The sequence below is a fragment of the Streptomyces sp. AB3(2024) genome, from assembly GCF_041862025.1.
Taxonomy (GTDB): Bacteria; Actinomycetota; Actinomycetes; order Streptomycetales; family Streptomycetaceae; genus Streptomyces.
The window spans coordinates 69604-87821 of record NZ_JBGWAB010000003.1 but is presented as its reverse complement, the minus strand read 5'-3'; the positions used below and the strand labels follow the sequence as shown (position 1 = coordinate 87821).

16 protein-coding genes and 1 pseudogene are annotated in these 18218 nt (G+C 74.2%); 7 read left to right on the top strand and 10 right to left on the bottom strand.

The features are described from left to right. The first annotated feature begins 103 nt into the window (after window positions 1-103). Window positions 104-508 (top strand): VOC family protein, encoded by a 405-nt coding sequence (locus ACEPPI_RS02130; RefSeq protein ID WP_373913525.1) that lies wholly within the window; start codon window positions 104-106, stop codon window positions 506-508. A 6-nt stretch (window positions 509-514) separates the two neighbouring features. On the opposite strand, the gene nirD is transcribed toward ACEPPI_RS02130, so the two are convergent. Both nirD and nirB read right to left on the bottom strand, forming a co-directional pair. After that, window positions 515-847 carry a nitrite reductase small subunit NirD gene (gene nirD / locus ACEPPI_RS02125; RefSeq protein ID WP_266838905.1) on the bottom strand — a complete coding sequence of 111 codons (333 nt, stop codon included), beginning with the start codon at window positions 845-847 and terminating at the stop codon, window positions 515-517. Beyond that, window positions 844-3369 (bottom strand): nitrite reductase large subunit NirB, encoded by a 2526-nt coding sequence (gene nirB / locus ACEPPI_RS02120; RefSeq protein ID WP_373913524.1) that lies wholly within the window; start codon window positions 3367-3369, stop codon window positions 844-846. Before nirB ends, nirD begins: the two co-directional genes overlap by 4 nt. A gap of 333 nt (window positions 3370-3702) precedes the next feature. Here nirB and ACEPPI_RS02115 point away from each other — a divergent pair, with 333 nt between their 5' ends. The 3 genes from ACEPPI_RS02115 (at window position 3703) to ACEPPI_RS02105 (ending at window position 6240) form a co-directional block, all read left to right on the top strand. Then, on the top strand, window positions 3703-4998 hold the full coding sequence (locus ACEPPI_RS02115; protein ID WP_373913523.1) for a ferric reductase-like transmembrane domain-containing protein: 1296 nt from the start codon (window positions 3703-3705) through the stop codon (window positions 4996-4998). Between the two features lie 143 nt (window positions 4999-5141). Then, window positions 5142-5426: a hypothetical protein gene (locus tag ACEPPI_RS02110; protein ID WP_373913522.1), complete on the top strand. Its 285-nt coding sequence runs from the start codon at window positions 5142-5144 to the stop codon at window positions 5424-5426. A gap of 37 nt (window positions 5427-5463) precedes the next feature. Continuing rightward, complete coding sequence (locus ACEPPI_RS02105) at window positions 5464-6240, top strand: sulfite exporter TauE/SafE family protein (RefSeq protein WP_373913521.1); 777 nt, start codon at window positions 5464-5466, stop codon at window positions 6238-6240. Between the two features lie 10 nt (window positions 6241-6250). On the opposite strand, the gene ACEPPI_RS02100 is transcribed toward ACEPPI_RS02105, so the two are convergent. The 4 genes from ACEPPI_RS02100 to ACEPPI_RS02085 form a co-directional block, all read right to left on the bottom strand. Continuing rightward, window positions 6251-6919, bottom strand: coding sequence for a class F sortase (locus ACEPPI_RS02100; protein WP_373913520.1), 669 nt, complete (start codon window positions 6917-6919; stop codon window positions 6251-6253). 149 nt (window positions 6920-7068) lie between these two features. Next, window positions 7069-7611 carry a hypothetical protein gene (locus ACEPPI_RS02095; RefSeq protein WP_373913519.1) on the bottom strand — a complete coding sequence of 181 codons (543 nt, stop codon included), beginning with the start codon at window positions 7609-7611 and terminating at the stop codon, window positions 7069-7071. Between the two features lie 177 nt (window positions 7612-7788). Beyond that, window positions 7789-9141, bottom strand: a complete 1353-nt coding sequence (locus ACEPPI_RS02090) for an ATP-binding protein (protein ID WP_373913518.1) — start codon at window positions 9139-9141, stop codon at window positions 7789-7791. Continuing rightward, window positions 9138-9842 carry a hypothetical protein gene (locus ACEPPI_RS02085; RefSeq protein ID WP_373913517.1) on the bottom strand — a complete coding sequence of 235 codons (705 nt, stop codon included), beginning with the start codon at window positions 9840-9842 and terminating at the stop codon, window positions 9138-9140. Before ACEPPI_RS02085 ends, ACEPPI_RS02090 begins: the two co-directional genes overlap by 4 nt. 171 nt (window positions 9843-10013) lie before the next feature. Here ACEPPI_RS02085 and ACEPPI_RS02080 point away from each other — a divergent pair, with 171 nt between their 5' ends. Next, window positions 10014-10463: a gamma-glutamylcyclotransferase family protein gene (locus ACEPPI_RS02080; RefSeq protein WP_373913516.1), complete on the top strand. Its 450-nt coding sequence runs from the start codon at window positions 10014-10016 to the stop codon at window positions 10461-10463. Between the two features lie 31 nt (window positions 10464-10494). Here the strand turns inward: ACEPPI_RS02080 and dnaG are convergent, their stop codons facing one another. The 4 genes and pseudogenes from dnaG to ACEPPI_RS02060 all read right to left on the bottom strand — a co-directional run bounded on the left by dnaG (window position 10495) and on the right by ACEPPI_RS02060 (window position 16055). Then, entirely contained in the window at window positions 10495-12402 is a 1908-nt protein-coding gene (dnaG, locus tag ACEPPI_RS02075; RefSeq protein WP_373913515.1) for a DNA primase, read from the bottom strand. Window positions 12403-12436: 34 nt separating this feature from the next. Then, window positions 12437-13711, bottom strand: a complete 1275-nt coding sequence (locus ACEPPI_RS02070; protein WP_373913514.1) for an NAD(P)/FAD-dependent oxidoreductase — start codon at window positions 13709-13711, stop codon at window positions 12437-12439. 93 nt (window positions 13712-13804) lie between these two features. Next, window positions 13805-15121: a deoxyguanosinetriphosphate triphosphohydrolase gene (locus ACEPPI_RS02065; protein ID WP_371678635.1), complete on the bottom strand. Its 1317-nt coding sequence runs from the start codon at window positions 15119-15121 to the stop codon at window positions 13805-13807. A 56-nt stretch (window positions 15122-15177) separates the two neighbouring features. Then, a pseudogene (locus ACEPPI_RS02060) lies at window positions 15178-16055 on the bottom strand (sirohydrochlorin chelatase). A gap of 369 nt (window positions 16056-16424) precedes the next feature. Between ACEPPI_RS02060 and ACEPPI_RS02055 the strand changes: the two are divergent. Continuing rightward, a complete protein-coding gene (locus ACEPPI_RS02055) occupies window positions 16425-17138 on the top strand; it encodes a vancomycin high temperature exclusion protein (RefSeq protein WP_373913589.1) in 714 nt (237 codons plus the stop codon). Window positions 17139-17199: 61 nt separating this feature from the next. Further along, entirely contained in the window at window positions 17200-17970 is a 771-nt protein-coding gene (locus tag ACEPPI_RS02050; protein WP_373913513.1) for a glucose 1-dehydrogenase, read from the top strand. Window positions 17971-18218 lie beyond the last annotated feature (248 nt).

Sequence of the window (18218 nt, the reverse complement as noted above, 5' to 3'; positions counted from 1 at the left end):
GCTGCAGGGAAACTTCGAAAAAGTTTCCCGCAGAGCGATGAGTTCGCCGGAGGGTCGCGGTCTACCTCTCGAAAGCACCACACGAGAGAAGAGAGAGACCGAGATGGCCACCATGATCTTCGTCAACCTGCCCGTCAGCGACCTGGAGGCCACCAAGGCGTTCTGGGGCAAGCTCGGTTACTCCTTCAACGCGCAGTTCACCGACGAGAACTGCGCGTCCATGCCCATCACCGAGAGCATCGTCGCGATGTTCCTCACCGAGGCCCGCTACAAGGACTTCACCCACAAGGCCATCGCCGACGCCACCACCACCTCCGAGGTACTGCTCTGCCTGAGCGCCGAGAGCCGCACCGCGGTCGACGCGCTGGTGGACGGGGCCCTGGCGGCCGGGGCCACCGAGCCCCGGCCCGCCCAGGACCACGGCGTCATGTACGGCCGGGCCTTCGACGACCTCGACGGCCACACCTGGGAGATCATGTGGATGGACCCCTCGATGGTCCAGGGCTGACCTGCGCTACGAGGCCGCGGCGGTCCGTACCGGGTACGTCCGGACCGCCACCTCCTCGTCGTCCAGACAGCGCCCCGACTCCAGGTCGAAGCGCTGCTTGAGCAGCGGCGAGGCCACGAACGGCCGGCCCGCCGCCCACCCCAGGAGCCCGCGCGACAGGACGTGCGCGCCGGTGAAGGGGTCCTGGTTGCCGATCGCGTAAGGGCGCCCGGCGCGGTCGAGGAACACGGCGGCCTGGCTCCCGTCGGGCAGCAGGGCGGCGACCCCCCGCCCCGGGGTGAGCGAGGACAGCTCGCACACCGTCAGCCAGCCTTCCGCCACCCGCAGTTCCACGCTCATCGGACGGGACCTCCCACGGTCAGGACGGCCAGGTCGGGCTTGACCTGGCCGCGTTCGGGCACGAACTTCACGGTCGGGTCGGGGGCGCCGGGAGCGTTGACGAAGGACACGAACCGGCGCATCCGCTCCGGGTCCCGGAGGGTCTCGGCCCACTCGTCGCGGTAGTGCGCGACGTGGTCGGCCATCAGCGCCTCCAGTTCCGCGCACAGTCCGAGCGAGTCGTGCACGATCACGTCCCGCAGGTGGTCCAGGCCCCCCTCCAGCCGGTCCAGCCAGGTCGACGTGCGCTCCAGCCGGTCCGCGGTGCGGATGTAGAACATCAGGAACCGGTCGATGAGCCGGACCAGCTCGGCGTCCGACAGGTCCTGCGCCAGGAGGTCGGCGTGGCGCGGGACGGCCCCGCCGTTGCCGCCGACGTAGAGGTTCCAGCCGTTCGCCGTGGCGATGATCCCGAAGTCCTTGCTCTGGGCCTCGGCGCACTCGCGGGTGCAGCCCGAGACCGCCGACTTCAGCTTGTGCGGGGCGCGCAGGCCCCGGTAGCGCAGCTCCAGGTCGATGGCCATGCGGACGCTGTCCTGGACCCCGTAGCGGCACCAGGTCTGCCCCACGCAGGACTTCACCGTCCGCAGGGCCTTGCCGTAGGCGTGGCCGGATTCGAATCCGGCGTCGACCAGGCGCGCCCAGATGCGGGGGAGCTGGTCCACGCGCGCGCCGAAGAGGTCGATGCGCTGACCGCCGGTGATCTTCGTGTAGAGGCCGAAGTCGCGGGCCACCTCGCCGATCACGATCAGCCTGTCGGGGGTGATCTCCCCGCCGGGGATGCGCGGGACGACCGAGTAGGAGCCGTTGCGCTGCAGGTTCGCGAGGAAGTGGTCGTTGGTGTCCTGCAGGGCGGCCTGCTCACCGTCCAGGACGTAGCCGCTCGCTCCCAGGGTGGGGGCGAGGGAGGCGATGACCGAGCCGACGGCCGGCTTGCAGACCTCGCAGCCCTCGCCGCCCCGGGCCTCCTCGCGGCCGTGACCGTCGAGGATCTCCCGGTACGAGGTCAGGCGGCGGGTGCGGACGATCTCGTAGAGCTCGGCGCGGGTGTACGGGAAGCAGCCGCACAGCCCCTTGTCGGCGGCGGCCGGCAGCAGCTGGCCGATCACCTTCAGGCAGCCTCCGCAGCCCGTGCCGGCCTTGGTGCACTTCTTGACCTCGGGCAGGGTCGCGCAGGCGGTGATCGCCTTCTTGGTGACGTTGTGGCAGGAGCAGATCACCGCGGTGTCCGGGAGCGCGGCCGGGCCCAGCTGGGTGGCGGGGCCGAGCCCGGCGGGCAGGACCAGCTGCTCCGGGGCGACGGGCAGGACGCTGCCGGTGAGCGGGCGCAGCAGCCCGTACGCGTCGGCGTCGCCGACCAGCACCCCGCCGAGCAGGACCCCGTCCGGGGAGACGACGAGCTTCTTGTATACGCCGCTGCGCGCGTCGGACCAGACCACGTCCAGGCTGTCGGGGGAGGTGCCGTGCGCGTCGCCGAAGGAGGCCACGTCCACGCCGAGCAGCTTCAGCTTGGTGGACAGGTCGGCCCCGGTGAACTCCCGCTCGCGGCCCAGCAGGTCCTCGGCGGCCGTCTTGGCCATCTCGTAGCCCGGTGCGACCAGGCCGTAGACCCGGCCGTCGCAGGCCAGGGCGCACTCTCCGATGGCGTAGACCCGCGGGTCGGAGGTGCGGCAGCGGGAGTCGACGGCGATCCCGCCGCGTTCGCCGACGTCCAGGCCGCAGTCGCGGGCGAGTCCGTCGCGGGGGCGGACCCCGGCGGAGAAGACGACGAGCCCGGTGTCGACGGTGGAGCCGTCCGAGAGCCGCATCCCGGTGACCGCGCCGTCCTCGCCCGTCAGCACCTCCTGGGTGCCGACGCCGGTGTGCACGGCCAGTCCCATGGACTCGATGGTCCGCAGCAGGGCGGCGCCGCCGCCCTCGTCCACTTGGACGGGCATCAGCCGGGGCGCGAACTCCACGACGCGGGTGGCGAGTCCGAGGCCCTTGAGCGCCCCGGCCGCCTCCAGGCCGAGCAGGCCGCCGCCGACGACGGCGCCGGCGGTGCGCGTCCTGGCGTACTCCTCGATCGCGAGGAGGTCCTCGATCGTGCGGTACACGAAGCAGCCCGGGGCGTCCTTGCCGGGGACGGGCGGCACGAAGGGGAAGCTGCCGGTCGCCAGGACCAGGACGTCGTACGGGAACACGCGCCCGGAGCGGGAGGTGACGGTACGGGCGTCCCGGTCGATGCCCTCGGCGGGGTCGTCGAGGTGCAGCGCGATGCCGTGCCGCTCCATGAACCCGTCCGGGACGAGGGACAGGTCCTCGGGGGTGCTGCCGGAGAAGTACGAGGTCAGGTGTACGCGGTCGTAGGCGGGCCGGGGCTCCTCGCAGAGCACGGTGATCCGGTGCGTGGCGGTGGCGCCGCGTTCGGCGAGGGCCTCCAGGTAGCGCTGGCCGACCATGCCGTGGCCGATCAGCACGATCGCGGGCAGGGGCTCGGTCATGTCAGTGGCCTCCGTCGTCGGTGAGCAGGTGGAACGGGGCGTCCGGTGATGCGTCGCCCTCCCGGCCGCGGGCGAGGGTGCCCACGGTGGAGAGCCCGCCCAGCAGTGACCCGGCGGGCGGCGCAGACGCCCGGGAGCCCGCCGCCGATCACCACCGCGCGCCGTTTCGAGGTCATGGCACGAGCGTGCGGGCCCGCTGTTTCCCCGTCGCATCACCCCTGTTACCCGGGCGGAACGCCGACCTCAGCGCCGGGATTAAGGGCCGGTGAGGCCTTCCTCAAGGCGTCCTTAAGGGAGGCCGGGAGGGCTCCTGAGGCCCTTAGCGTGGGCGCCATGCGAGATGTGGCGGTGCGGGTCAAGGGCGGGATGCTGGGCGGCGCGGGGCTGGTGGTCCTGCTCTGGGCCGCCCAGGTGCGGCCCTCGGCCCGGCTCGACGCGCTCTTCGCCACCGCCGCGCACCTGACCGGGCTGCTCGCCGGGTACGGGATCCTGGTGCTGCTGTTCCTGATGGCCCGGGTGCCCGCCGTGGAGCACGGCGTCGGCGGCGACCGGCTCGCCCGCTGGCACGCGCTGGGCGGCCGCCACGTGCTCCTCCTCTGTTTCGGGCACGGGCTCCTGGCCCTGCTCGGCTACGCCGTGCACGAGGGGGCGGACGTGCTCTCCGCCGGACGGGGGCTGCTCGGCTACCCCGCGCTCGCGGCCGCCGCGGCCGGGACCGCTCTCCTGGCCGCGGTCGGCGTGACCTCCGCCCGCGCCGTACGCCACCGCCTCGCGCACGAAACCTGGCGCGGGGTGCACCTGGCCGTGTACCTCGCCGCCGCCCTGGCCTTCGGGCACCAGCTCGCCGGGCCCGATCTGGCGGTGGCCGCCTGGTTCTGGGCCCTGGCCCATGCCCTCGTCGGCGTGTTGCTGGTCTGGTACCGGGCCGTGGTGCCCGTACGGCAGGCCCTGCGGCACGCGCTGCGCGTCGCCGAGGTGCGCGCGGAGGGCCCCGGGGTGGTCTCCGTCGTCGTGCACGGGCGGGACCTCGCGGAGCTGCGGGCCGAGCCCGGACAGTTCCTGCGCTGGCGGTTCCTGCGGCGGGGGCTCTGGTACACGGCGCTGCCCTTCTCGTTGTCCGCGCCGGTCAGCGGCGCCACCCTGCGGATCACCGTCAAGGGGCTCGGCGGGCACTCGCGGCGGATCCGCCGGCTGCGTCCCGGTACGCGGGTCGTCGCCACGGGGCCGTTCGGGGCGCTCACCGCCGCCCGGCGGACGCGGCCCAAGGTGCTGCTGATCGCGGGCGGGGTCGGGATCACCCCGATGCGGGCCCTGTTCGAGACGCTGCCCGGCGGGCCGGGCGACATCACCCTGCTCTACCGGGCCGGGGCCGAGGAGCAGCTCGTGCTGCGGGGCGAGCTGGAGGCCATCGCGGCCGGGCGGCGGGCCGGGCTGCACTACCTGCTCGGACCGTCCGACGGCCCCTACGACCCCCTGGCCCCGCGGGCGCTGACCGCGCTCGTCCCGGACCTGGTGGAGCACGACGTGTACCTGTGCGGGCCGCCCGCAATGGCGGAGGCGACGCGCGCCGCGCTGCTGCGGGCGGGGGTGCCGACCGGGCGCGTCCACAGCGAGTGCTTCAGTTTCTGACCCGGCCACGGACGGCCCCGGCTGCCCCGCCACCGGCTTCCCCCGGCTGCCCGCTCCCCGGCTTCCCCCGGCTTCCCCCGGTTTCCCGCCCCCGGCTTCCCGTCCCCGCGTTCCCGTTCCGCTTCCGAGAGGTCCCCCGCGCCATGCGTCACCCCCTGCACGTCGCCGTGCCCGTGTCCCCGCCGGACGCCGCCGCGCCGCGCGCCGCCGCCCGGCACCGCAAGCCGCGCCGGGACTCCGTCCTGCGGGCCGGGATGGCCGGGCTGGACCGCGTACCGCCCGCGCGGCGGCTCGCGGCGGGGCTGGGGCTGGCCGGCGTACTGGTCGCGACGGCGCTGACGGCATGGGTGGAACCTGCTGCTCCGGTGGCCCCGGACCGGGTGCCGGCCGGTCGAAGCTCAACCTTTGCGCAAGTTTCCCGGGATTGATGGAACGTGCATCGAACCTGTCCCTAGGGTCGGTTCCGTGCCTGACATATCAATCACCATGATCATCGTGCTGTGCGTGGCCGCAGCCGCCGCCGGCTGGATCGACGCGGTGGTGGGCGGCGGCGGACTGCTGCTCCTGCCCGCCCTGCTGCTCGGCCTGCCGCACGCCCACCCCGCCACCGTGCTCGGCACCAACAAGGCGGTGGCCATCGTCGGCACCACCGGAGCGGCCGTCACCTACGCGCGCAAGGCCCCGGTCGACGTGAAGCTCGCCGTCCGGATCGGTCTGGCCGCCCTCGCCGGATCGATGGGGGGTGCGGCCCTCGCGGGCGGGATCAGCAAGGACGCAATGCGCCCGCTGATCATGGGGGTGCTCGTGGTGGTGGCCGCCGTGGTGATCTTCAAGCCCGGTTTCGGCGCCGCCCCCTCCGCCGCGCCCGTCTCCCGGCAGCGGGTGCTGCTGGCGATCGGCCTGGCCGGCCTGGGCATCGGCTTCTACGACGGCCTCATCGGGCCCGGCACCGGCACCTTCCTGGTGCTGGCCCTCACCGCCCTGCTCCACCTCGACCTGGTCACCGCCTCCGCCACCGCCAAGATCGTCAATGTGTGCACCAACGCCGGGGCGCTCGCGATGTTCGCGTACCAGGGGATGGTGCTGTGGCAGCTGGCCGCGCTGATGGCGGCCTTCAACCTGGCCGGGGGGATGATCGGCGCCGGGATGGCGCTCAAGAAGGGCAGCGGTTTCGTCCGCGGCGTCCTGCTGACGGTGGTGGGCGCGCTGGTGATCAAGCTGGGCTTCGAACAGTGGGGGTGACCGGCGGGGGTCAGTACGTCCCGGTGAGGTGCGCGAAGACCACCACGTTGCCCTGGTACCCCGTGCGCGGCGAGAAACCGCCGCCGCAGGTGATCACCCGCAGCTCCGCGCGCGGCGAGGGGCCGTAGACGCGCGCGTCCGGGAACGCCCTGGCGTCGTAGACCTCGACCGCGTGGACCGTGAAGACGGCCGTGCGTCCGTCCGCGCGGGCCACCTCGATCACGGCTCCCCGGCGCAGCGCGCCCAGGTGGTAGAAGACGGCCGGGCCGCTGGCGTCGTCGACGTGTCCCGCGATCAGGGCCGTGCCCGTCGCGCCGGGAGTGGTCCCGTCCCGGTACCAGCCAGCGAGGTCGCGGCGGGTCGGCGGGGGCACTTCGAGACCGCCGCCCTGGTCGAGGCCGAGCCCGGTCAGCGGGGCGTCGACGCGGATGGACGGGATCCGGATCCGGGTGGGAGGGGAGCCGGTGAGCGGGGCGATGGCCCCCGGGTAGCGGTCCTGCGTGCTCAGCGCCTCGGCGGGGGAGGGCAGCGGGGGCCCGACGGGCTCACGGGAGCCGCTGGTCACGAGCCAGATGCCGATGCAGGCGGCGATCGCGACCAGCCCGGCGGGACCGCGCCTTCCGGTCGGGCCCGGGCCGGCCGCGGGGCGCCCGCGCGGGCGCCGGAAGCCGCCGTGCATGCGTACCCCCTCGTCGTGCCGTTCCGTTCCGTGGGTTGCCGTTCGCAGGACTGGCCGTCGCCCGGCCCCGCGAACGGGGGGGACCTCGCGGGGCGGGCGACGGGGGGCGGTACCGGTCGGACCGCGGCCGGGGCCGCGGTGGGCGCCCGTCAGCTCCGCGTGCCGCTCGCCCGGCGACGCAGGAGCCAGGTACCGCCGACGGCGGCCGCGGCCAGGGCGACCGCTCCCGCCGTGATCTTGGCGGGGTCGGTGGTGGTGGTCGTGCCACCGCCCACCCCGGTCTGCACGTGGCCCTGCGGGCCGTGCTCGGTGACCACCAGGTCGCCGGTGGCGAACTTGCCGTTCGCGCAGGTCGCGCCGATGCCGTAGGTGCCCGGCCGGAGGCCGTGGTCGACCCGGAACTGCCCCTCAACCACTTCCTTGTGCGTGCCGGGGACCAGCTTGAAACGCCCTCCGCCGACGGTGCTGGCGTCTCCCTCGGCGAGGCTGCCGGAGCCGCAGGCCTTGGTGTTCACGGTGACCGTGGCGCCCGGGGTGGCGGACTTCGGCCAGACCTCCAGCACGGCGAAGTCCCCGGGCGCGAATCCGGCCATGCCGAGGTCCGCGGCGGCCACCGCTCCGGCGACCGGGCCGGCGAAGGCGACGGCGGTCAGCGCGGTGGCGGTGAGCACGTGGGCGGTGCTGCGGCGCATGGGTACTCCTGGGGACACGGGGTCGTGTTCCGAGGAAAACCGGCCGGTCCGGCGCGCGCCTGCTGAAGCACCGTCAGATTTCCCGCGAGGTGACCCGCTGGACGGCATCCGCGCAGGTCAGACCCTTTGGAAGGGCATCAGGGTGCCCCCACCCCGTCCGGGTGACGGGCCCCTTCCTCACGCCCGCGGAAGGGTCACCGTGGCTGCCGCGCCCGAGGGGTCCGGATTCGACAGGGTCACGACGGCGCCGATCACCTGGGCCTGGCCGAAGGCGATGGTCAGGCCGAGCCCCGTGCCCTGGCCGCGCTCCGCCGCGCCCGTCTTGAACCGCTGCGGGCCCTCCCGCAGCAGGCTCTCGGGGAAGCCCGGCCCGTGGTCCCGTACGGTCACCGAGGCCCCGGACACCGTCACCGTGATCGGCCCGGCCCCGTGCCGGCGCGCGTTGAGCAGCAGGTTCGTCAGGATCCGCTCCAGGCGCCGGGCGTCCGTCCGCACCAGCGCGCCGCCGTCCGCGCCGCCGTCCCGTCCGTCCTCCGTGCCCTCCGTGCCCAGCGTGTCTTCTGCGTCCTTCGCGTCCTCCGCGTCCTCCGCGTCCGACAGTTGTGCGCTCACGCCCGAGCGCCGCGTGATCGAGGCGACCAGCGGCCCCAGCCGGTGCTCCTCCAGCCGCGCCTCCTCCCGGTTCGCGTCGAGCCGGGCCACCTCCAGCAGGTCCTCCGTCAGCGTCCGCAGCGCCCCGACCCGGTCGCGCACCAGCTCCGTCGGCCGTCCGGGAGGCAGCAGCTCGGCCGCCGTGTGCAGCCCCGTCAGCGGGGTGCGCAGTTCGTGCGCCACGTCCGCCGTGAACCGCTGCTCCGCCTCCAGCCGCTGCTGCAGGCTCGCCGCCATCGTGTCGACCGCCGAGGACAGCTCGGCGACCTCGTCGCGGCTCCCCGGGACCCCCGAGGCCCTGATCCGCGCGTCCAGGTCGCCCGCGCTGATCCGCCGGGCGGTCTCCGCGGCCGACCGCAGGTCCTTGCTGAGCCGGCTGGCCAGCAGCGCCCCGCCCACCGCGGAGAGCGCCACCACGCCGGTCCCGGACGCGATCAGCTGCTCGTCCAGCTCCGCCAGTTCGGCCTGCTCGGCGGTGAGCGCCTGCCGCACCGTCAGCACCCGGCCGCCGCCCACCGGCCGCGCCGCCCACACCGCCGGGTGCGGTCCGGACAGGTCGAGATAGGTGGTCCTGTGCCCAGCCAGGGCGGCCTCGCGCAGCGGCGCCGGCATGCCGGGGCAGTCGATCCGGGCCTGGGCCTCCCCGACCTTGTCGAAGTCGAGCCGGCCGGTCAGTTCGTAGACCTGCCGTACGCGGATCAGCTGCTCGGTGGCGCTCTTGCGGGCCGCGTCGGCCACCTGGCCCACCCGCGCCTGGTGGATCAGGACGCCGGTGGTGACCGCGGCCAGCGAGCAGCCGACGGCCAGCAGCACGGCGATCTTCCAGCGCAGTCCCAGGGCCCGCAGGAGCCGCCGGCCGCGGGCCGGCAGGACCCTCACCGCGGGGCCCGCCCGTCCGTGCCGGCCCCCTTCGAGGGCCCGGGGGCCTCGGGGCCGCGGCTCGGGCAGGACTTGCCGTAGCGCCGCTCGTCGCTGACCACCGTCATCCGCTCGCCGTCCCAGCGGTAGCGGACGGCCTGCTCGGATCCGTCGTCGGCGGCGATCCGGATCAGCAGGTCCGGCCCCAGGGACTCGACGGCCATCCGCCGCCCGACGGTGAAGAGGATGGGGACGATCCGCTCGCCCCGGGCGGTGTAGACGCTGAGGGCGGTCCGCCCGGTCTCGGTGTCGGCGGCGATGAGGAGGTCCTGCTTCCCGTCGCCGGTGACGTCGAGGTGGACGGCCGGGCGGACCCCGGCCCGCCCCGGAGCGTCGATCCTCCCCTTGGCCAGGAAGGGCTTCATCCGCTTGTCCGCCCGTACGACGTCCAGCTCGTTCACCGCCACGAGGCCCTCCGGACCCACCTCGGGCGCGCCCGCCAGCGGTGCCGGGGGCGGCTGCCGGGTACCCGTCGCGACCCCCGCGGCCGTGGGCGAGTCGTCGGCCCAGGCCGGCCAGAGCGTCCGCGGCAGCGGCTGGAGGGAGACGGGAGCCACGGGCTCGCCGACGGCCAGTCCGCCGGGAGCGGCGCACCCGCCCAGGGCGAGCGCGGTGGCGGACAGCAGCAGGGCGGCGGCAGTGCGGCGGGGTGATCGCGTCATGGGGAGGGAACCGTCGGGGTGGGGAGGGGGGCCGGGTTCCGACCGTAGTCGGCGACCGTCACGGGGGCCGGGAGATCGTGTAACAGCGGTGCGTACGGTGGTGGTCCGCGTGCAGGTCGGGACCTTCGGCCCGCGGCGCGGACTGCCCAGTGTCAGTAGAGGGAGGGCCCTGTGACATCGGTCGATCGGCCGGAATCCGGCGTACTGCCGTTCTTCGTGTACGGGACGCTACGGCCGGGAGAGGTCAACCACGATCTGTTCCTGCGGGGCCGCACGGCGGCCGAGCAACCCGCCCGGCTGCCGGACGCGGCGCTCTACGAGGGGCCGGGCTACCCGTACGCCGTCGAGCGACCGGGCTCCGCCATAACCGGGGAGCTGATCACCCCGGTGCCGGGCGCGTACGGGGAGCTGCTGGCCGCGCTGGACCTGCTGGAGGAGTACGCGGGCCCGGGCCGCCCGGGGAACGTCTACGACCGGGTCGCCCGCGCGGCCGTCCGCCCCGACGGCACCCGCGTCCGCGCCTGGGTCTACCTGGCGGCGGCCCCGCTGGCCCGGCGCCTCGCCGCGTCGGGCACCGAGATCCCGGGCGGCGACTGGCTCCGCCGCGGCGACCGGGTGTAGCCGGCGGGACGGCCCGGCCGCCGACGCCGGCTCAGAGCCCTTCGGCCCCGCGGTTGCGCAGACGCTGCCCGTACTGCTGCAGGACCCACAGCTCCTGCTGGACCGCCGCGTGCTGCTCCGGCGGGGCCTGCGGGCTCAGGCGGGTCATGGTGCCCTGGATCTCCAGGACGCGCCGGTCCACGGCGCGCAGCCGGACCTGGACCAGCTGGACCCCCGCGTAGATCTCGTCCACCGTCTTGGCGTGGATGGCCTCCACCGCCAGCTCCGTGACCATCGCGCGGACGGTGTCGTTCGGCGCGGCCTCGCGGACCCGGACCAGATAGTCCTCCGTGCCCTGGGCCGCGCCCCCGGCGTCCTGGATGGCCTGGCGGACCTCGGCGTAGGGCGGGGCCGTGAACTCGTCGATCCCGTACGCGTCGAAGGCGGGGGAGACCAGCGCGGGGCGCTGGAGCGCCAGCTTGAGCAGTTCGCGCTCCGTGCGGTGGGCGGGGCTGCGCAGGTTCAGTGCGGGACCGCCCCGGTCCGCGGCGGGCGGCTGCGCGGGCGGAGCCTCCTGGGGAGGACGCCCGCCCCCCCGGCCCTGCTGCGGCTGGTTGCCGCGCTCGCGGGCCCAGCGTGCCAGCTGCGCGACCCGCTTGACGACGAACTGCTCGTCGAGGATGCCCAGCATGCCCGCCAGCTGGACGGCCGACTCGTGCTGGATCGAGAGGTCCTTGATGCTCGCGACGACCGGCGCGGCCTCGGCCAGCGCGGCCGCGCGGCCCGCCGGGTTCTCCAGGTTGTGCCGGCCCACGATGTGCCGCAGTGCGAACTCGAACAGCGGGGTGCGGGAGTCCACCAGCCCGGACACGGCGGCGTCGCCCTGCGCGAGCCGAAGGTCACAGGGGTCCATCCCGCCCGGGGCGATGGTGATGGAGGTCTCCGCGGCGAACTTCTGGTCGTCCTCGAACGCCCGCAGGGCCGCCTTCTGCCCGGCCGCGTCACCGTCGAAGGTGAAGATCACCTCGGCGGTCGCGTTGTCCATCAGCAGCCGGCGCAGGATCTTGATGTGGTCCCCGCCGAAGGCAGTGCCACAGGTGGCGATGGCGGTGGTGACCCCGGCCAGGTGACAGGCCATCACGTCGGTGTAGCCCTCGACGACCACGGCCCGGGAGGTCTTGGCGATCTCCTTCTTGGCCAGGTCGATGCCGTACAGCACCTGGGACTTCTTGTAGATCGCCGTCTCGGGGGTGTTCAGGTACTTCGGGCCGTTGTCGTCGTCGCGCAGCTTGCGCGCGCCGAAGCCGACGACCTCGCCGCTGATGTCGCGGATCGGCCACATGAGCCGGCCGCGGAACCGGTCGATGGGCTTGCCGCTGCGGCTGTCCTGGGCCAGCCCGGAGAGGATCAGCTCCTTGTCGCTGAAGCCCTTGCCGCGCAGGAACCGGGTCAGGTGGTCCCAGCCGGCCGGGCTGTAGCCCACCCCGAAGTGCTCGGCCGCCGCCTGGTCGAAGCCGCGCTCCGCCAGGAACCGGCGGCCGATCTCCGCCTCGGCCCCGCCCAGCTGCTCCGCGTAGAAGAGGGCGGCGGCCTTGTGGGCCTCGACCAGGCGGATGCGCTCGCCGCGGCCGCTGGTGCCGGCGGTGTAGCCGCCCTCCTCGTACCGCAGGGTGATGCCGGCCTGGCCGGCCAGCCGCTCGACCGCCTCCGAGAAGGAGAGGTGGTCGATCTTCATGATGAAGTCGAGGGTGTCCCCGCCGGCCTGGCAGCCGAAGCAGTGGTAGAAGCCCTTGCTGGGGCTGACCTGGAAGGACGGGGACTTCTCGTCGTGGAAGGGGCACAGGCCCTTGAGGTTGCCGCCGCCGGCGTTGCGCAGCTGGAGGTACTCGGAGACCACGGCGTCGATCGGGACCGCGTCCCGTACCGCCTTCACGTCGTCGTCGTTGATCCGTCCTGCCACGCGTGAAGTCTACGGCCGGGCGCGGACAAACCCGTCAGGCCCCCTGCTCCGGCAGCAGCGAGGGAAGCGGAATCTCCGGGTCCGTGAGCCGGTCGGCCTGCACCGGACGTCCCGACCTGATCAGGGCCTGGATCTGCTCGGCGACGTCCCACACGTTCACGTTCATGCCGGCCAGCACCCGGCCCTCGGAGAGCCAGAAGGCGATGAACTCCCGCTTGCCGACGTCCCCGCGGATCAGCACCTGGTCGTAGCTCCCGGCCGGGGCGTACCCCGAGTACTCCAGGCCCACGTCGTACTGGTCGGAGAAGAAGTACGGCACCCGGTCGTAGCTGACCTGCTGGCCCAGCATGGCCCGCGCGGCGGCGGGGCCGCCGTTGAGGGCGTTGGCCCAGTGCTCCACGCGCAGTCGGGACCCGATCCACGGGTGGTGCGCGGCGGCCACGTCCCCGGCCGCGTAGATGTCCGGATCGGAGGTGCGCAGCGACTCGTCGACCGCGATCCCGCCGCCGTGCTCCCGGTCGACCAGGGCCAGGCCGGAGGTCTCGGCGAGCGCGGTCCGCGGCGCGGCGCCGATCGCCGCGAGCACCGCGTGCGCCGGGTGTTCCTCGCCGTCCTCCGTCCGTGCGGCCAGCACCATGCCGTCCTGGCCGACGATCTCGGTGAGACGCGCCCCGAAGTGGAAGCGGACCCCGTGCTCGGCGTGCAGGTCGGTGAAGAGCCGGCCCACCTCCGGGCCCAGCACCGCGTGCAGCGGGGTGGCCAGCGGCTCGACCACGGTGACCTCGGCCCCGTACTCGCGGGCCGCCGCCGCGACCTCCAGGCCGATCCACCCGGCGCCCGCGATCAGCAGGTGGCCGTTGTCCCGGCCCAGGGAGGCCAGGACGCCCCGCAGCCGCTCGGCGTGCGCGAGGCGCCGCAGGTGGTGCACGCCGGCCAGGCCCGTTCCCGGGACGTCCAGGCGGCGCGGTTCGGCGCCGGTGGCCAGCAGCAGCTTGTCGTAGTGCAGCAGGGTGCCGTCGCCCAGGCGCACCGTCTTGGCGGCCCGGTCCAGGTGGACGGCGGGCTGGCCCAGGTGCAGTTCGATCTCGGCGCTCGCGTACCAGGACGGCTCGTGGACGAAGACGCTGTCGCGGTCCTCCTTGCCCACCAGGTAGCCCTTGGACAGCGGTGGCCGCTCGTACGGATGCTCGCGCTCGTCCCCGATCAGGATCACCCGCCCCGTGAACCCCTCCGCCCTCAGCGTCTCGGCGGCTTTCGCCCCGGCGAGCCCTCCGCCGACGATGATGAACGTCTGGTGTGCGTCGACCACCTGATGCCTCCTCATAACCTCTTCGCCACATGCGACCACATGCGAGCGTCCCGCACCGAGCCTGCCGCGTGAAGGGGGAATGGCCCGATCGGCTCACCCCCCGGTGCGCCGCCCGCGTCTGGTGAGGCGAGCGTGCAGGGAGCGGGCGGAGGCGTCGGTCAGGCACGCGATCTGGTCGATCACCGCGCGCTTGCGGGCCCTGTCGTCCGGGGCGGCGTCGAAGATCGCCCGGAACTGGGGGTCGAGCCCCTCGGGTGCGCGGGCGCTGAGCGCCTCGGCGAGTTCGGCCAGGACGATGCGCTGGTCCGCGCGCAGCCGCTCCTGCTCGTCGCGCTGCATCACGTACAGGTCGGCGACGGCCTTGAGGACGGCGCATTCGTTGCGCGCCTCGCGCGGCACCACCAGCTCGGCGCCGTAGCGGGTGAGGCGGCCGGAGCCGTACGCCTCACGGGTGGCGCCCTCGGCGGCCAGGCAGAAGCGGCCGACCAGCTGGCTGGTGGCGTCCTTCAGCCGGGCCTGGGCCACGGCCGAGCCGTCGTAACCGTGCGGCCACCAGTCCTCCTCCATCAAACGGTCGAGCGCCTCGCGCAGTTCCTCGGGCTCGGTGTCGGCCGGGACGTAGCGGCCGATGGCGACCCGCCAGATGACGGCCCGCTCGGGCTCGGCGAACAGGAGGTTGGGGTCGAGGTGCCCGGCGTGCAGGCCGTCCTCGAAGTCGTGCACCGAGTACGCGACGTCGTCCGCCCAGTCCATGACCTGGGCCTCGAAGCACTTGCGGTCGGCGGGCGCGCCGCGGCGCAGCCACTCGAAGACCGGCAGGTCGTCCTCGTAGGCGCCGAACTTCACCGAGCCGGGGTCGGTGGGGTGGTTCCCGCGGGCCCAGGGGTACTTGGTGGCGGCGTCCAGGCAGGCACGGGTGAGGTTGAGGCCGACGCTGACGGGTTGCCCGCCCGCCGGGTCCGGCACGAACCGCTTGGGCTCCAGCCGGGTCAGCAGGCGCAGCGACTGGGCGTTGCCCTCGAAGCCGCCGCAGTCCTTGGCGAACTCGTTGAGCGCCTCCTCGCCGTTGTGCCCGAAGGGCGGGTGGCCCATGTCGTGGGAGAGGCAGGCCGCCTCGACGAGGTCGGGGTCGCAGCCCAGGGCGGCGCCGAGCTCCCGGCCGATCTGCGCGCACTCCAGGGAGTGGGTCAGCCGGGTACGGGGGCTCGCGTCCCACTCGTAGGAACGGGTTCCCGGGGTGACCACCTGGGTCTTCCCGGCGAGCCGGCGCAGGGCGGCCGAGTGCAGCACGCGCGCGCGGTCGCGCTGGAAGGCGGTGCGGCCGGGGCGCTTGTCGGGCTCGGGGGCCCAGCGCTCGGTGGCGGCCGTGTCGTAGGACTCGTAGGCGGGGGCGTGCGGGGTGCCTTCCATGCTCAGACGTTAACCGGAGTCACCGACAATCCGAGCAATCCGAACGAACACCGCCTTTATGCGGTGGCCAGTTCGCGCCGGCCTGCCTTGCGGTCGAGGGCCTCGTCGTAGCGCTGGAGGACCAGTCTGGCCAGCGCCGGATGGGCGCCGAGCGGGGCGGACGCCGGACAGGGCGCTGCGGCGGCGCTCTCGGAGGCGAACCGGCCCGGGGCGGCGAAGTACGAGGCCACCGCGATCCGGTGGTGGCCGCGGGCGGTCAGCGCGCGTACGGCCTCGCGGACGTCGGGTGTGGCGGAGGTGTTGGCGGAGGCGTAGGCCGGCACCACGGGTATCCCGCCGAGCCGCTCGGACAGCTGGGCGGCGGTGCGCCGGGTGTCGGCGGCGGATTCGGGGTCGCGGGATCCGGCGGCGGCCAGCACGACGGCCGCTCCGTCGGGCCGGCCCGGGTTCCAGCCGGCCTCCAGGAGACGCTCGCACAGGGCCTCGACGAGCAGCGGGTGCGGCCCCAGCGGCGCGGCGACGCGGACCCGCAGGTGGGCGGCCCGGGCGGCGGAGGCGGGGAGGTCCCGTTTGACGTGGGTGCCGCGCCCGAGCAGCAGCGGCACGAGCACCGCTTCCCCGGACAGCGCGCGCAGGGTGTCGCCGAGCAGGGGCCGGCTCAGCTCGATGTGGCCGAGGCGGACGTCGAGGCGGGGGCGGAGCTCGCGGACCCCTTCGAGGAGGGCGAGGACGGTGCGCGCGGCGCGCGGGTCGCGGCTGCCGTGGGCCACGGCGACGAGGGTGGGCTGCATGGGTGGGCTCCGTGGTGCCGGGCGCGTGGCGGGCGCAGTCCGCTGAGCTGGGTGCCGAGCTGGTCGGTGATCCGGGACAGCAGCTCGGCCGCGCTGCCGAAGGGGAGGGGAAGGGTTTCGGGAGGGTGCACCGGCTCCGTCATGAACAGATACTGCGCGCCGGAGGTTGCGTGGGCGTTGCGCCGGGGTGACGGGTCGTTTCGGCCCGCTCACTCGCTCATTCGTACGGGTGAAAGCGGGGGCGGGCGGAACTGGCGGGCCGGGGCGGTTCGTCAATCCGTGCGAACGAGGCGTGGAGCGAGGGGGGATCGGTCATGGGGAAGCCGGAGCAGGTCACGGGCGTGGACGCGGGCGTGGATGTGGGTACGGACGCGGCCGTGGACGTGGGTACGGACGCGATTACGGACGCGGGCGCCGACATGGGCGCGGGCGGGAACGCGAGCACGGCGACGGCGACGGGGGTAGGGGCAGGGACGGGCGCGGGGTCGGGGCCGGGTGTAGTGAAGGACGAGGTGCCGGTCGCCGGGCCGGAGCGTGGTGCGGGGTCCGGGCGGTCGCGGACGGGATGGCTGCGGACGGTGCGGGCGAGGCGGCGGGCGGTGCGGGTCGTGATGGGGCTGTGCGTGCTGGCGCTGCTGCCCTCGACGTGGACCCACGTGAGCGCGGCCGACCGGCTGCGGACCACCGCCCGGGCGCCCGCGGCGGAGGTGGCCGTGGTGTTCGGGGCCGGGCTGTGGAACGGCCGCCCGACCCCGTACCTGGCCAACCGGCTCGACGCGGCCGTGGAGCTGTACCGCGCCGGCAAGGTGAAGGTGGTCCTGGTCACCGGGGACAACAGCCGCCGGGAGTACGACGAGCCCGATGCGATGAGGACCTACCTCACTGCCCACGGGGTCCCGGACGGGCGGGTGGTCAGCGACTACGCCGGCTTCGACACCTGGGACTCCTGCGTGCGTGCCCGGGAGATCTTCGGGGTGCACCGGGCGGTCCTGGTCAGCCAGGGGTTCCACATACACCGGGCCGTGGCCCTGTGCCAGGCCGCGGGCGTGGACGCGTACGGGGTCGGGGTCGACGACGCGCACGACGCCACCTGGTACTACGGCGGGGCCCGCGAGGTGTTCGCCGCCGGCAAGGCGGCGCTGGACGCGGTCCTCCGACCGGATCCGACGTTCCTCGGGCCCAAGGAGGAGGGGGTGTCGCGGGCCCTGGGCGCTCTGGCAGACTGACGCCGCGATCGGCGTATGCCGATTAGTCATATGTCTATCTGTCCGGCAGGGGTGTGAAACCGTGGCTGTTGTGGATCTGAGCGGCAAGGTCGTCGTCATCACCGGTGGGGCCCGGGGGCTCGGCGCGGCGGCCGCGCAGGCCGTCGTGGACGGCGGCGGCCGGGTGCTGATCACCGACGTGCTGGAGGCGGAGGGCGCCGAGACCGCGGCGAAGCTCGGCGACGCGGCCCGCTTCCTGCGGCACGACGTGGCCAGCGAGGACGACTGGCAGGCGGCCCTGGAGCATGCGGTCGCCGAGTTCGGCCGGATCGACGGACTCGTCAACAACGCCGGCATATCCACGGGCCAGTTCCTGGAGCACGAGAGCGTCGAGCACTTCCGCCGGGTCGTCGAGATCAACCTGGTCGGCGTGTTCATCGGCATCAAGGCGGCGATCCCGCTGCTCCGGGCGAACGGCGGCGGCTCCATCGTCAACATCTCCTCCGCGGCCGGACTCACGGGCCTCGCGCTCACCGCCGGGTACGGGGCCTCCAAATGGGGTGTGCGCGGCCTGTCGAAGATCGGCGCGGTTGAGCTCGCCGAGGCGGGGATCCGGGTGAACTCGGTGCACCCGGGCATGACGCTGACCCCGATGACGGCCCCCGTCGGCATCCAGGCGGGCGAGGGCAACTACCCCGGCGCCCCCCTGGGCCGGGTCGGTGTCCCCGAGGAGATCGCCGCCGCCGTCGCCTTCCTGCTCTCGGACGCCGCCGGATACGTGACCGGCGCCGAGCTGGCCGTGGACGGCGGCTGGACGGCCGGCCTGACGGTGAAGTACCTGACGGGCCAGTGACCCCGCGGCCCGGCGCCGCCCGGCGGAAAAGCGCGTGCCCCCGCCGGGGCGCCGGGGTACCGTCCGGCCCGTGGAACAGGAAGCACCCCTCGTACGAGAGATCCTCCCCGCCCTGACGGCCGATCCCGGATGCCGGAGTTCAAGGTGTGCGCGGTCCGCGTCGAGCCGGCGCAGCCCGCGCGACGGGTCAGTGCGACCGGTCCGCCCGACCGTACCGAGACCATCTCTTGCCGCAGTCTTGGCCGACG